13 protein-coding genes and 1 CRISPR repeat array are annotated in these 14138 nt (G+C 62.0%); of the genes, 2 read left to right on the top strand and 11 right to left on the bottom strand.

Going from position 1 to position 14138, the window contains the following annotated elements; genetic code table 11:
- Nucleotides 1-425: 425 nt before the first annotated feature.
- The 7 genes from OCUBac02_RS27550 to OCUBac02_RS26710 all read right to left on the bottom strand — a co-directional run bounded on the left by OCUBac02_RS27550 (nucleotide 426) and on the right by OCUBac02_RS26710 (nucleotide 7859).
- Nucleotides 426-557, bottom strand: a complete 132-nt coding sequence (locus tag OCUBac02_RS27550; RefSeq protein WP_280528869.1) for a hypothetical protein — start codon at nucleotides 555-557, stop codon at nucleotides 426-428.
- A gap of 276 nt (nucleotides 558-833) precedes the next feature.
- Nucleotides 834-1064 (bottom strand): hypothetical protein, encoded by a 231-nt coding sequence (locus OCUBac02_RS26735; protein WP_173050973.1) that lies wholly within the window; start codon nucleotides 1062-1064, stop codon nucleotides 834-836.
- Between the two features lie 764 nt (nucleotides 1065-1828).
- A CRISPR array of direct repeats spans nucleotides 1829-2193; the repeat unit is 36 nt; unit sequence GTTGTCGGCCAACCGCAAAAGAAGGGTCGGCATAGG.
- 10 nt (nucleotides 2194-2203) lie between these two features.
- Nucleotides 2204-4417, bottom strand: a complete 2214-nt coding sequence (locus OCUBac02_RS26730) for an ATP-dependent DNA helicase (RefSeq protein WP_173050971.1) — start codon at nucleotides 4415-4417, stop codon at nucleotides 2204-2206.
- A gap of 5 nt (nucleotides 4418-4422) precedes the next feature.
- Nucleotides 4423-5538 carry an RAMP superfamily CRISPR-associated protein gene (locus OCUBac02_RS26725; protein ID WP_173050969.1) on the bottom strand — a complete coding sequence of 372 codons (1116 nt, stop codon included), beginning with the start codon at nucleotides 5536-5538 and terminating at the stop codon, nucleotides 4423-4425.
- A gap of 10 nt (nucleotides 5539-5548) precedes the next feature.
- Nucleotides 5549-6337 carry a hypothetical protein gene (locus OCUBac02_RS26720; protein WP_173050967.1) on the bottom strand — a complete coding sequence of 263 codons (789 nt, stop codon included), beginning with the start codon at nucleotides 6335-6337 and terminating at the stop codon, nucleotides 5549-5551.
- Nucleotides 6334-6978, bottom strand: coding sequence for a type I-E CRISPR-associated protein Cas6/Cse3/CasE (locus tag OCUBac02_RS26715; RefSeq protein WP_173050966.1), 645 nt, complete (start codon nucleotides 6976-6978; stop codon nucleotides 6334-6336). The genes OCUBac02_RS26720 and OCUBac02_RS26715 overlap by 4 nt, the downstream gene beginning before the upstream one ends.
- A 20-nt stretch (nucleotides 6979-6998) precedes the next feature.
- A complete protein-coding gene (locus OCUBac02_RS26710; RefSeq protein ID WP_173050964.1) occupies nucleotides 6999-7859 on the bottom strand; it encodes a hypothetical protein in 861 nt (286 codons plus the stop codon).
- A 280-nt stretch (nucleotides 7860-8139) separates the two neighbouring features.
- Here OCUBac02_RS26710 and OCUBac02_RS26705 point away from each other — a divergent pair, with 280 nt between their 5' ends.
- Together OCUBac02_RS26705 and OCUBac02_RS26700 are read left to right on the top strand one after the other, a co-directional pair.
- Nucleotides 8140-8916: a DNA/RNA non-specific endonuclease gene (locus tag OCUBac02_RS26705; protein ID WP_244639306.1), complete on the top strand. Its 777-nt coding sequence runs from the start codon at nucleotides 8140-8142 to the stop codon at nucleotides 8914-8916.
- Nucleotides 8913-9164 carry a hypothetical protein gene (locus OCUBac02_RS26700; protein WP_173050960.1) on the top strand — a complete coding sequence of 84 codons (252 nt, stop codon included), beginning with the start codon at nucleotides 8913-8915 and terminating at the stop codon, nucleotides 9162-9164. Before OCUBac02_RS26705 ends, OCUBac02_RS26700 begins: the two co-directional genes overlap by 4 nt.
- Nucleotides 9165-9172: 8 nt before the next feature.
- On the opposite strand, the gene OCUBac02_RS26695 is transcribed toward OCUBac02_RS26700, so the two are convergent.
- The 4 genes from OCUBac02_RS26695 to OCUBac02_RS26680 form a co-directional block, all read right to left on the bottom strand.
- The gene (locus tag OCUBac02_RS26695) at nucleotides 9173-9346 is read right to left on the bottom strand and encodes a hypothetical protein (RefSeq protein WP_173050958.1); all 174 of its coding nucleotides are present in this window, start codon (nucleotides 9344-9346) and stop codon (nucleotides 9173-9175) included.
- Between the two features lie 259 nt (nucleotides 9347-9605).
- Nucleotides 9606-10850 carry a hypothetical protein gene (locus OCUBac02_RS26690; protein WP_244639303.1) on the bottom strand — a complete coding sequence of 415 codons (1245 nt, stop codon included), beginning with the start codon at nucleotides 10848-10850 and terminating at the stop codon, nucleotides 9606-9608.
- A 688-nt stretch (nucleotides 10851-11538) separates the two neighbouring features.
- Nucleotides 11539-13611, bottom strand: coding sequence for an ATP-binding protein (locus OCUBac02_RS26685; RefSeq protein ID WP_173050955.1), 2073 nt, complete (start codon nucleotides 13609-13611; stop codon nucleotides 11539-11541).
- 205 nt (nucleotides 13612-13816) lie between these two features.
- On the bottom strand, nucleotides 13817-14116 hold the full coding sequence (locus OCUBac02_RS26680) for a hypothetical protein (RefSeq protein WP_173050953.1): 300 nt from the start codon (nucleotides 14114-14116) through the stop codon (nucleotides 13817-13819).
- Between the last annotated feature and the right edge of the window lie 22 nt (nucleotides 14117-14138).

The following is a 14138-nucleotide window of genomic DNA, read 5'->3' as shown; positions in this document are numbered from 1 at the left end:
GATTCAACGCATGATCGAGCGCGCTTGCGAGTTATCGGCCACTCCCAATTCACGGGGTGGCAAAGTTGGCGCTTGAAATGGAGCTGGACGTTGTCGGCTGCCCTGGTGAGGGGGCAGCATAGGGTCGCCGCACTCCATTCTGCGAATGAGGTGATACCAGCCAACCGCAACCGAGGTTGGCATTGCCAGGCTTTTCCTTGAAGAACTGCCGCAGATTTTATCGGCCGCCCCGTTTCAGGGGGCGGCATGAGGGCTGCAAGCGGCCCACAGCATAAGGCGGTTATCGGCCAACCCTAGTCTGGGGGTCGGCATAGGTTCGAACCGTCAGCAGACACCGCTTGCCTTGTTGTCGGCCAACCCCAATTCAAAGGTCGGCATAGGCGATGCGGTCTTCGATGCGATCGACGACCAATTGTCGGCCAACCTCAGAAGCGGGGGATGGCATTGGGAAAACGGTCGGCCTGATGCCAGCCGTAGAAGTTGTCGGCCGATCCCATTTGATGGGTCGGCATTGGGTTCATCAGGTAGGCGAGCGCGCCCGCATAGTTGTCGGCCACTCCCATTGGAGGGATAGCATGCCTATGCCGCCCCTGATCTGGGGTGGCCGAAGTTGTCGGCCAACCCCAAGAGAAGGATCTCTTCATGCTGGCTGGACGGCGTTGTCGGCCAACCCCATTTGATGGGTCGGCATAGGGCGCGCATCGCTTCCGGCTCTGCTGTCGTGTTGTCGGCCAACCCCAAATGGATGGTCGGCATGTACCGCTCGTCGAGCAATTTCTCCGCCTTGTCGTTGTAGGCCGATCCTCGAACCGAGTCCGGCATAGGTCCTTGAGTTACGCGATCGACTGCATGGCGTTTTCGGCCAACCCCAAAAGAAGGGTCGGCATAGGCTCGAACGAGACCGACAAGCGCACCGCGCTGTTGTCGGCCAACCCCCAAAGAAGGGTCGGCATAGGGCTGTTCGCCGTTGCGCTCGTGGTCTTCTCGTTGTCGGCCAACCCCAAAAGAAGGGTTCGGCATAGGGCGGTGAATAGCGCGAGGTAGACGGTGCCGTTGTCGGCCAACCCTAAAAGCCAGGGTCGGCATAGGGCCGTCGAAGCGCGGGCGTCGTGAACCCGAGGTTGTCGGCCAACCCCAAAAGAGGGGTCGGCATAGGGGCTGCCTGGCGCCGGCTCTCCCGCAACTTGTCGGCCAACCCCAAAAGAAGGGTCGGCACAGGCCGCATCTGATCGTCTGTGCTGACGATGACGTTGTCGGCCGACCCCAAAAGAAGGGTCGGCATAGGAGGTTCCTGGATCACCGACGAGCTCTCCAAGTTGTCGGCCGCCCCCAAAGAAGGGTCGGCATAGGGAGCCGTTTCGGTTCTACCCGGGATCGCCGTTGTCGGCCAACCTGGGGCTGGCATGGGAAACATCGTCATATCGCGGTTGACAGTGCCATTATCGGCCGGACCCTATCACGGGGACGGCATAGGTCAGGCACGACCACCCTACCACCGGCACAGTTGTCGGCCACCCGGAATCGAGGGGGCGGCATAAATGCCCGAACGATCATCACCTCGGTCAAGCAATTGTCGGCCACACCATACCAGGGGTGGCACTTGATTGCGTCCCGCCGCGTTCCGCCTTCCTAGTTTTCGGCCAACCTCTTCGAGGGGTGGCATGAGTAGAAGCAAGGCCTCCCGGAAATACTGCTCCTTGTCGGCCGACCTCAAATGAAAGGGTCGGCATAAGGATACGCAACGAAACGCTTGGCGTAATCAAATTGTCGGCCAACCCCAATCAAGGGTCGGAATAAGAGTAACGAAATGCTTCCAGCTCTCATCGAAGTTGTCGGCCAACCCCAAATCAAGGGTCGGCATAGGATCACCGCGGGCGATTTTGGCTTCGGGCTTGTTGTCGGCCGACCCCAAAAGAAGGGTCGGCATAGGATCGTCACTGTCGAAGGCTCAGGCGACCACGTTGTCGGCCAACCGCAAAAGAAGGGTCGGCATAGGCGTGGTGAACGTGCCGGCCATGGTCAACAAGTTGTCGGCCAACCGCAAAAGAAGGGTCGGCATAGGGGCAGGCAGATCGTGAAACGATCGCTCATGTTGTCGGCCAACCGCAAAAGAAGGGTCGGCATAGGTTCGTCATTGACGGCGGCGATGCCTCTACAGTTGTCGGCCAACCGCAAAAGAAGGGTCGGCATAGGAGGTGCCCAACTAAAGCCTTGGCAACGCATCCGGAACGTCCTCACGTCGCGGACGAATTTTGTCCAGGAATGCGGACAGCCTGCTCTGCCTTCGCTCCTTTTCGATGGATTCGAAGGGCCCCACGCCCGAGGCGAGGCTGTAAATCGCCGCGTTGTCGAGATTGGAGCGGAAGCGCTGCGGGACGGCGTACACCATGGAGCTGGCCCAGTTTCGGGAGATCACCTCGGGGTGCCTTTCGCGCCGATCATCGGAGAGGGGCCAGCGGCTGTCCCCGATCCAGATAGTAACACTATCCGACTCGATCCGAATGCCCCGGCCGGCCCCCTGGAAGAACTTGCGCCGGGCCTGCGAGAGCGACGCCATGAAGGCCTGAGCCCGGATCGATGATTTCTTGTAGCCGCGAGCGAGCAGGGACTCCTCGCGCAGAGCGTCGCGGACGACGTCGCGCGGGGTGAGCGGATAGCGCGGGATCACGATGTGGCGGATTTTGCCTGGCATATCGAGGCCTTCCCACCTGATCGCGCTGATCAGGATGGCGGACGCGTCGGTTTCGAATGCCCTGAGCACCTGGGCGCCTTCATCGCGACTGTCGAGCAAGATACGCCGCCCATCGATGGCACCGAGAGCATCACGCACCAATGATGCATCCCGATGGGAGGGCAGGAGCACGAGGATACGACCGCCCTTATCCGACGCCGCGCGGATCATGCCGCACCACCAGGGTAGGATGGCCGGGTTGGCGATCGTGTTCGTGTCATCGTCATCACCGTCGTTCCGGATCGTGACGGGAGGAGCTATCCGAGGGTCGATCAACACGAAGTCCATGCTCCCGAATTGTTCCGGAGCGAAGGCGGCGCAAACTGTCTCGGCGAGCACCCGCTGCCCCATTCCGATTTCGCGCGCGAAGCCAGCCATGGGGATGCCGCGATCGGCGGCCCCTGTCAGCGTCGCCGAGGTGAACAGGAGGGTGGCCGGACGGAGGTGTTCAAGGCGCCAGAGCCGGGAGATGATCCTGCCGGCATCGCCTCCGTCGATGTGGAAGCCTGGAAAGTTGCGAATTGGCGACCAATACAGCGAGAGGATCTCGCTGGATGCCCCGCCCTGGCGCGCCAGGTTCGCGCGGATCGCCTGCAGATCCCTCACGATCGTGTCGAGATCGTACCTGCGCATCGTGCCGAGCCCGTCCTTGGACATGCACGTCGTCAGAATTCCTTCGACCTCCTCGATCTCGCCGAGCAGCACCTTCTGGAGATTGCTCTGCCCGCTTAGGGGCATGATTGCGATGTCGCTCGGGCGGTTCAAAATGGCGCCGGCGTCCCGGGCCTGGTCGAAGCTTGCTGCGATGTTCTTCAGGCACTTGTTCAACCTCGTCCGCGTCGCCTTCGCGACATCGATCCTCGAGGCAGCGTAGTCGAGGTCGCGTAGCGGAAGCTTACGGGTGGCCAGGCTGGCGGCCATCGAAGCGAGGGCGTCGGCCTCGTCGACAATCATGATGACAGGGCGGCGATCGTCGGATTTGACGTCGTACAGGAAGCCTCCCGAGCACATGAGGTTGTAGGTCAGCAGGGCGTGATTGGTGACGAGGACGTCGCAATTGACGCTGTCATCCAGCATCTTGAGGTATGCGTAGTCGTCGCCATCCACCCTGCCGATCTGAAGCTGATCGAAGAAGTGTGCGGGAACGCCGATCTCTCCGAGCTCCTGGCCAAAGGCTTCGGATACGTGCTGCTTCGTCGCGTTTGCAGGATCGATCGACAGCTCCGCGTGTATCCTTCCCAACAGTTTGACGAGCGCCGAGTTCGGGGTCGCCTCGCGGGCGAGATCGTTGATCTTGATCTGCAGGCCGGGCAGCGAGATGAAGTTCTGGCGACCGATGCGGCGCGCCGCTCGCAGGCGTTTGCCAGTGAGGCGCTCGATCAGGACCAGCGCCGACGGCAACGCGTCCTTCATCAGCTGCTTCTGCAGGTTGAGGGTGTTCGTCGAGATGACCACCAGAGCGCCTGTCTTTGCCGCCTTCAAGAGGGCGGGAACGAGGTAACCGGCCGTCTTTCCTGACCCGGTCTCACCCTGGATGATCCCGATGCCGGAGCGCTGATCGAGCAGTCCCTCGACGGCCTCAGCGAACTGAGCCTGGGCGGCTCGCGGTTTGCCGAGGCGGCCCCCGAGGCCGATCGAGAAGAACTCGGACTCGGGGTTCGAGAAGAGGTCGTGAACGATCGACATGCTGCTCACGCTGCCTTTTTGCCCTTCTTGGCGGTGCCCGAAGTAGAGGTATCGTCGCCGGCGGACTTGTGCGTCGGAGGCGTCAGGTCCAGCGCGCCGCTGGCCGCGTACTCAGCCCACGCGGAAGCGAACTCCTCCAGCACGGCGCCATCGTAGGTTGTCGGGCTGAAAGTCGTTCCGGCGAGCGAGCCAGCGTCGATCCACTTGCCGCCGCGCTCCTCGCGATAGGAAACCTTCCAGTCGGCATCGACGGCGCCGTAGTGATAGGAGACCTTGCCGCCGAAGAACGGGTCCTCGTCGAACAGGTAGTTGAGCGCGGCGAGGAAAAGCCCTGCTTCGACGGCTGTGACCCGCTGAAGGGTGATGGTCTGGTCCATCACCACGCCGGCCGGCATCACTCGGTGAGCGATCGGCAGCGCCAGAGAATTGCCAGCCGTGCCCTTGGCCTTTTCATGCTCTGCCTTGGCGGCTTCGAGCGCGCTGGCGTCGGCATTGCCGTTCGAGCCCTTCTCGATCGCGAAGGCCTTCTTCGCGTCGGTGACCTTCTTCGCGGCTTCGACCTTGTCTCGGGTCGCTTCGCGCATCTTGAGGTAGCTCGGGACAGCATTCTGATCGAGCAAATCGACCAGGTCGGACTTCAGGCGCATTGCATCGACGCGCGCGCTCGTCACGAAGTGAGGCTCGACGATGTCGATCGGGATCGCATTCGAAATGAACGCCGACGAACGATCCCAGGGCTGACTGCCGCCCATGAGGCCGATGATCGGATTGACATGCCGACGCTGGTTGCGATCGGCGATGGCGAACGGGTTCTCGTCCTCGGAACCCTTCACACCGCCGAGGGAGGTGTAGACATAGGCCTCACGGGAAGGCTTCTCGGCCAGGTGGCGCATCGCGACCCGCGTCGCCGCGTTGCGCAGCTTGCCGCGGATCGTCGAAGCCGGGATGACCGGGAGATGACGCAGGACGCCGTCGCGGTACACAGGGAGGGTCGCGATCTCGACGGCTTTCGCATCCGAGAAGTTCGGGACCTCCTTCACCTGGGTGTTGGGGGGCGTGATGTGAAGCGGCGACCGATTGATCATGGTGCCGATGAAGCGGACGTCGAAGTGCTTGGTCATGTTGAGAATCCTATCGGGTCAGGAGTGCGTCGAAGATGGTTTTCGGGACGAGCGCATGAACTTGTCCGCGCTTGTCCCAGTAGGGAGGTCGGCAGGTCTCGATCCGGTGCCGGAATTCGTTCAAGCTCCTGCCCGCGAGGAGATCGGCGGGCGCGGGACGCATCAGGCGCTCGCCTTCCTCGTCGACAATGCCGAATAGGTCAGGAGCGTCCTCGACTGTCGTTGTTCGGATCGAGGCATGATCGAGCTGGCCGAAGCCGTTGTTGACCTTGGCGCCGATCCCAGGGGTCTCGGCGAGGATGCGACGAACCTCATCCGGATCCCCTTGCGCGAGCCATTCGAACCGGCCGGGTAGGATCATGCGCTGGGTCGACAGAAAGCCGGCGGTGATCCCCCGTTTCACATCGAAGACCTTTGCGGCTGTCGCGAAGGGGTATTCGACGTCGTGCTTGAACGCCTCATTGGGGCGCAGCCCGCCACGAAAGGTCACGCTTGAGATGGCCGGGTGAGGGATGGAGGCGCGCCCCGACTTCGTCTCATCTACAGGGTCCACGATCCGGATGGTGGCATCACCCGGGATTGCAGCCGAAGCGCAGAAGACCAGATTGCCGGACGAAGCGTCGAGCGCGGTCAGCCCGGCCCTTTTCTGACGCCCGTCGAAAGCGAGGAGCGGAAGGATGCGCTCCTCCGGGGCGAGACCGTTCTGGGTCTGGATGCCGTCGAGCATGGCGTCGAGCGTCAGCCAGCGGTTTAGAAGGACGGGGGTGACCGTCCTTAGGGAGAGAATGAAGGCCGTCACGCCTGTCCTCCCGCCATCGGTTCGAGGACGAGAAGGCCGAACCCGAAGCCGCGGTCGCGGCCGACGCCTTCGAGGATCGCCCGGCGAACCTTTTCGAGATCGGTGACTGTCGCGCAACCGCTCGCGAAGATGGCGTGCTTCGTCACCTTCTGGCTGCGGCGCTTGTCGATCTTGTTGACCTCGAAACGTCGCTGGTGCGCGGCGTCGAGATCTCCGACGAGTTCGAGGCCCGAGTTGGCGACGAAGTCGGACGCGATCACTCGCCATGCCGCTTGCTCGCGGGTCTCACCCTCGCGAGGCCGCTGGGTCAGGACGAACGACCGGAAGTCGAAGGAAGCCGACCGCTTCGTCGACACGTTGAGGAAGAAGCGAACGGTGTCGCCCAGTTTCGGGATGAAGGTGTCGCAGGAGTGCACGCTCAGCGGGGCGATCGCCTCGGAGAGTTCCGGCAGCGTCCGCACGAAGATGAAGCGAGCATGCGCATCGGGTTCGTGGATGACGGCACGCGGGTCCGCGCCGAAAAGCCAGCGGGACGTCTGCCCCTCGCCCATGCCGAGGACGCGGTAGCCGATCTGGTCGTGCAACAGTCGGTGAATCTTGTACCAGTCCGCCGCGATGGCGTCGGCGAGCCCGGCGTTCAAGGCGAGAATGTGATCTTGCATCACGAGGCCTTCTTGGGGTTCTGGATAGCTTCAGCGATGGCCCAGGCCGGGTCGTCGCTCATCGGAAGGCGGGAGACGTTTTCCCAGAACTCATGCTGCTGGGCGAACTCCGCATCGAAGGCATTGGGGTTCGCCTTCGCCGGCAGCCCCAAGGCCTTGCGGACCTGCTTGACCATGAGGGGGTGTCGGGGGTGGTTGATCGTCTTTCCCTGCAAGGTCGACTTGGGGCTTCTCCCTTCCAGTGCGATCGCGTGCTCAATGCTCCCCTTGAGCGCTCTGAGCTTGAAGGGGGTGGTCTTCATGTAGGCCGCGCAGAGGGTGACGAGCTCGACACGCTCTCGGTCGAGCAGGAAGCTCACCTGCCCCACGCCCTCGACAAGGTCTGGATCGAGCGTGAGCCGGGCCGCCTTGAGAGCTGGCTGGTATGAGGGGCCGATCGTCATGAAGAGAAGTGGCCGTGGCAGGGAGAGTGAATTCCAAGCCAACTCGTAGGTTCTCGGGACTGACAGGCCACGCTCGACGGTGACGCCGGGCACTGATTGCAGGCATGCGGGGCTGTAGATGGAAAGCCCGCCTTCCCAGGCCAGGATCGTGCAGTGGACCGCTGCAGCTCCAGGTCGGGTTGTCCGGATTTTCTCAGGCGCCCCAGGGGTCGCCTGCTCAGCCGTTTCGGGCTTCGGCCAGGTTGGCCAGCTCGATGCCAGCAGCTTCTGGAGCGGCGCGTCGCCGGAATACCCGTTGGCTGACAGGAGGGCACATCCGCCGTTGCGGGCGAAAAAATCATAGGGGCACAACAACACTGACACCACAGACAATGGAAGATTGGTCGAAACGTAGGAACGCGACAGCAATCCTGTCAACGGGGTCGATCAATCCTTCATCTCAAGGCGGTGGATGACGGTGGCGCTGGTGCAATATCAACCAACTATTAGGGACGCGGGCAGGTGTGCGCCTTCAATCAACAGGAATGGTGGCAGTTATCCTTGGCTGCGCACCATCCTGCGGCCAATGTGAGTTCCGATTTGACGCTTGAGGCGGGGAGCGACGATGCCGAGCCACTTCGTTGTGGGTTTCAACGAGTGCGCTCACGCTCTGCCCATGCGCAAAACAATCCTTGCCTCCGTCTTTCTAATTGCGTCGATGCTGACCGCGAATGCGGCGCCGACACAGTGCCCTGTGTTCTTCGCCGGCGGCGTTGCTCCCGATGTAGGTCCATCGCTTTCGCAGAAGGTTCGCCCGCTCTGCTTCTCGGCCTATGCGCTGCTGCATTCCGGCGTGACGCGTTCGGCGCTATGGTCGGCAGAGCATCTCACCCGCGACAACGTCCGCAGCGCGCGCAGCTTGGAGCGACAGAATCTCTTTCATGCCGAGACTGCCCTGCCGGTCGGCGAGCGCGCTGAGCTCTCGGATTACGTCCGCTCGGGCTTCGATCGCGGCCACCTGGCGCCGTCGGGCAACATGCCGGACGAAATCGCCCAGGCCGAGAGCTTCTCGCTCGCGAACATGATCCCGCAAAACCCGGACAACAATCGCAATCTATGGGCGGCGATCGAGACCGCAGTACGCGACCACGCCGTCCGGAGCGGCGAACTCTATGTGGTCACGGGTCCGCTCTACATCGGAAAGGATCTCCAGGCACTGCGAAACCGTGTCCTGGTGCCGACCCACGTCTTCAAGGCGGTCTATGATCCCCGCCGGCAAACCGCCGCCGCCTACATCACCGCCAACGGCCCGGGTGCCGAATGGAAGACTGTCTCGATCAAGGAGCTCGAAGCTCTCTCTGGGATCGACGTCTTCCCGGCGCTATCATCCGCGGCGAAGACGAAGCTTGCGAGCCTGCCTTCGCCGGCGCCGCGAGCCTCGCGGACTGCCCAGCAGGAGGGCTGGGTCGCGCGGACCTTGAGGAGACTGTGGTGAAGCCATTTTCCGATGACGCTTCGAGCGTCACGCTCGCCGGCCTGACGATCGAGAACGGCACCAGCGAGATCGCGATCTATGGCGACCTGCGGCTCAGAGCGGATCGCAAGGGTCTGGAGGCAGCGACAGAGCTCGCGCGCTTCTTCGCCGAGGCGCGGGACAAGCTCGCGTCGCAGCCCAACCTTCCGGACGCCGTCGATACCGTCGACGCTTCGGCAGTGTCGACGGTGAGAAACCCGTTCGGCTGAACTCGCCCCTACTCGGCCGCCTTCAGGCCGCCGGATTTCCTCGCAGACGCCTCGCGCATCTCTCGAACGAGCTTTTCGAGGAAACGCTCGTTGGTCGGGTAAGAGCCCTGAGGCACCGGGAAGCGGCCCTCCTCGCGGCGCAGCTCGTTCACCAAGTCGACGAACGCGCGAGTGCTGCTCACTCCGAACTCCGATGTGAGCTCGGCGCTCCATGGTGCCTGCCGAAGTCTCCCATAAGGAGGGGCTCGGCGATCGGGAGGCAATTCTGACGATTGAGCGGGCATCGGCTCCTCCGAGGCCCAGTGCAGCTGGCGATTGGGCAATGAGGGTGGTTCAGACGCGTTGGTTGGCTCTTTCAAGGCTTCGCCTCCCCAAAAGAAACGCGATACGAGCGCGCGCTTTATGGTCAGCTCATGACGGCCGTCAACCTTTTCCCCAACCTCAGCCGGAGACGTTGGCTGCCCCCGATGCGCTGTAATCTGCGACGGCCGATCGCACCCGGGGCCGCAGAACGTTTACGAAGGTGTTGGTCCGCTCCCGGAGCCACTCGAAGGCCTTCGTTCGGGTCCCGGCGTCATCTAGCGAGCCGAAGACCTTGTAGTCGATGATCCGCGGCCGGCCGTGATCATCGCTTTCGACGATCGCCGATCCACCGAGCTCCTTACTCACCGTCTCCCATTCCTCAGCGATGAGGTTCGAGGCGTATTCGCCGGCTGTGTTGCGGGTTGAGGCCAGGAAAACTCCCATGACGCCGCGGCGCATATCCCGGTAGACGTTGAGCCAGGAGCTCCCGGCCGGCGCCGGCATTGAGAATGACAGATATCCCAGCTTGAACGGCTTCGGTTTCTGCTGTTCGGGGTCATCGAGCGTCAGGCCGTCCAGGAATTCAGACCAGAAGCGAACATAGGCTTCGCCCGCGGCGATCGTCTCGGTGCTTGTCGCCGGTGTGCGCCTCTCGGTTGGTTCACTCGCCTCAACGACAATGTGGTCGGCCGGTGCGGCGATGACATGGCGGGTGATCACCGTCGTGCGGGCGAGAACACGCGGAGCCGCGAGCCTTGAGCCGTCTGGGAGCGCGAAGATCGGCATCTCCACCAGGCCAAGCGAGAAATGAAGGCCGGCGTGGGCGCTTAGGTACTCAGCGATGGTCTCAACCCCCTCCCTGATGCCGTCGCCTACGATCAGCAAGAGAAAGCGCCCTCGCCGCAGATTCGTAGTCAGGGCGTCGTTGAATTCCATCTCGTCGACGGCTGGGTTGACGCGCCGGACGATCTCAAGGAGGGCGTTGTCGTGGCGCTTGAGGCGTCGATTGACCTCTCGATGGAGATCTGCCGAGCTCCATTTGGCCAGCTCCTTCGCGTAGTCCAAAATCTGACCGGTGATCTCCCGTCGCGCCTCTGGATTTCGCCAGAGCTTGCACTCCACGAGAACAGGCAAGCCGGACGCCGTCACAAGGAAATTGTCGATCGGACCAGCAGGCGTATTGAGCTCGGTGCATACCGAAACCGCACCCGAAAACATCGGGTCGATCTCGTTGATCGGGAGCGACCCAGGAAACTGATGGACGAGGGCCTGGATGTCGGCCTCGCTGACGCTGTTGGGGCCGGCGCTGAACGCAATTGGTCGCAGCGCGATATGCTCTCCGCTCGATTGCAGAAGGACGGGGGCGGCGTGTTGACGGCTCAAGGCAAGGGCTTCCGTGGCGGGTGGTCCCGCGATCCGGTCAGCCTACACCGCGTTGGGCTGCAAGGAAGCCCAGGGCAGCGCCATGCACCGCTCGATGACGCATCGCTAGTGGAGGCGCCTCAAATGGCGCAGGCGACGCTTCCAGCGCTCTCCCGCAGGTAGATCGCTCTTTGCCCGGCGGACGCGCTCCTCGGGGGAAGGTGGTTCTTGGGGGGGGGAGGGATTGAGCTTTCGTCAGCAGGTTCTTTGAAACGCGCGAGCTCCGCAGCCTTCGCTTTGGCCTGCCTCGCCTCAGTCGGGGGCTTTGGCTTTCGCCCTCTCGTCTTCACAGACCTCAGTTTCTCCTCAAGCGGATCAACAGCGAGGAGATTGGGGAGAATCCTTGGCGCTGGCTGCGAAATCTCGGGCGCTTCTTGGGCGAACGTCAGAGACGTTTCGACCTCTTCGGATTCGGTATCCGCTACCAAGAACGAATTTCGACGCGCGTGCGTTCTCGGTGCTGGCGGCGGAACTTTGGCAAAGGAGCGTTTGCGTTCGACCACAAAGGTTGGAGATCTGCGCATCGAGGGCTCCGGATGAAGCGGAAGGAACCGTGATTCGATTCGTAGAACGGACAGCGCTTGAAGCGCAATCGATACTTGGTTCTGAGCTGTGAGCGCAGAACGGCAAAGGATTACATGACGGAACGTCAGGCCGCCTCTCTGTTTGGCCCTTGGGCGATCGCAGACTGAATCACCCTGACGACCTCTGCCTGGTCGAATGGTTTGCGCACGAGCGGGAAACCGCAGGTCGCGCCGCGCGCCAGCGCCTCGCTATAGCCTGTCATCATGACAACAGCGGCGTTCGGCAGTGCAGATTGGATACGCGGCGCCGCGTCGAGCCCGGACATGCCATCGCCGAGAACAATGTCACTGAGCACTGCATCGAACGCCTTGTCGGTTTCGATGACGTCGAGCGCTTCTTCCGCACTTTCAACGAGCTTTACCTTGAAACCCGACGCGCGCAGGACCTCACCGGTTATTGACCCGACCTCGACGTGATCCTCGATAATCAGGAGGCGCCCGCCTTCAACTTCGTCGTTCGAGACGATGGGAAGAGGCGATGGCACCGGCGGGGCATTGGAACGCGGCATGACAAGCGTGAACGTGCTGCCCTGTCCCATCTCGCTGCGAACATGAATATCGCCGCCGGACTGATAGGCGAAGCCATGCACCTGGCTGAGGCCGAGACCTGTACCTTTGCCGGTGGGCTTCGTCGTGAAGAACGGCTCGAAGATCTTCTCCTGGAATTCCTGAGAAATGCCGGCGCCGGTGTCCGTGACGGAAATCGAAACCGAATTGGGGCTGCGGAATGTGTTCCAGGCGTGAGCCCGGATAGTCAGAATGCCGCCGTCCGGCATCGCATCGCTGGCGTTCACAGCAAGGTTGATGAGGGCGACCTCGAAGGCATTTGGGTCCGCGAGGATGGCCGGCGTGTTCGGGTCGATACTGATCTGCAGGCGCACATCGGGATTGATCGCCCGCTCGATCATCACGGCAAGATGCGCGATGCGATCCTGAATCCGGAAGCTGATCGGGTCGTGCGAGCTTCGCCGGGCAAAAGCGAGCAAATGCGTGGTGAGCTGTCGGCCGCGCTGGGCCGCCGACGCGATGGTATCCGCGATCATCTGCACCCGTGTGGAATCGCCGCTGCGCGATTTCAGGATATCGGCGCCGCCCATCATGATCATCAGAAGGTTGTTGAAGTCGTGGGCCACGCCGCCCGTCACGCGGCCGAGAGCCTCGAGGCGGAGGCCGTCTTCGACCTTTCGCCCGACCTCTTGTCCGCGGCGCAGCTCGCGCAGGAGCAATGTGACAAAGACGCCGGAGATCGCCAGGGCAACGATGCCGGCCGTGACCGCGAGGAAGATCGATCGCCTGACAGGCTCCTGATAGATCTTGTCGGGGATTGCGACATGGACCGACCATCTCAGCCCCGGAAGCATTCGATAGTGGGCGTTCGTGGCGCGCCCATCCAAAGTCCGTCCCGCGTATACGCCCGCGTCGGAAGTGTGGCGCGCTTTGCGAGCAGGCTCGGAGGCAAGCGAGCCGGGCTGAGACGCGAAATCTCCCTGATCGCCCGCGCGAGCAACAATACGGTCATTGCCGTCGATTACGAGTGAAATCCATTCAGGCGACAGCCTGCTTGCCTGCAGAAGCGCGACCAGGACGGAAGGCTTCAGCGTGGTGGAGATCACACCCTTGATCTTCGAGTCCCTGACGATCGGGACACGTACGGCAAAGACAGGTCCCTCTTCAGGAAACTGTGTCACGTTGCCGACCGAAGGCTGCTGCGTTGCGACCGTCAACTCATGACTGAGGATATCCTTCGCCTGCTCGCCGATATGGCTGTCCTCGGGCACGCGGGCAACCCTGACGCCAGTTAGATCGTTCAGTGTGATCGCCGTGAAATTGGGCTGGGTCGTGAGGGAACGCTCCGCGAGATCGCGGAATTCGTAAAGGTCGAGGCCGTTATCGAAGGCCCTTGAGGCCGCCATCACCTTGAGGACGTTGATTTGCGCGTCGAACTCGCGCTGAAGCGTGTCGGCGAGATTGAACGTCGCTTCGCGCGCGGTCTCCTGCATCTCTTCCTGCTGCTGCCGAAGGATCAGGACACCTGCGAACGAGGCAAGCAGAACCAGCGGCACGCTCGCAGCGAGTGCCAGGAGGGCCATCGTCCTCGGTCGGAACGGGCTGAATCGAACCGACGCGCTGCCGGTCATTCCCCTCACCTGTAAACCCCTTCTGGGTCGAGGCTATTCAATCAGGATTACCCGACAACATCAATCTAGCTCTGACAACACAATACAATGGACCAAATGCTCATTAACCCTTCGTCCATGATTGTGTGAGTGCAATCCCGGCAGGCAAATAATATGTCGCGATTGACCTATGGGAATATCGCTTTGTGTCGTCGCGTAGCTAGGCTCAGCTCAATTTGCGGGGGGAGTTTACCCACGACAGCAGTTTGAGCATCGAAAAGATCGCAATAAACCCTATGCAGAAGTAAAGCACGCCGGACATAAATGTCCTCAAAGCGGGACCTGGCAGGCCCTCAGTGAGTAGCGCTATGCTTCCAACGAGTGGAGTGATGGCCAGGAAGAGGCCGGCGATGCAGGCAACGAGCGCGCTGCCAGATCGAAACGTGCCGTCCTGCCTTTGCAACAATGACATTGGCTTGTCCTCCAATCCGGAATGACAACCAGGTTCGTCGAGGGCCAGTTCCATCGGGTATAGTGCCTTGCGTCGT

It is taken from the genome of Bosea sp. ANAM02 (genome assembly GCF_011764485.1).
Lineage (GTDB): Bacteria > Pseudomonadota > Alphaproteobacteria > Rhizobiales > Beijerinckiaceae > Allobosea.
The sequence above is the reverse complement of the archived record's forward strand: the minus strand, read 5'-3'. Positions and strand labels throughout refer to the sequence as shown.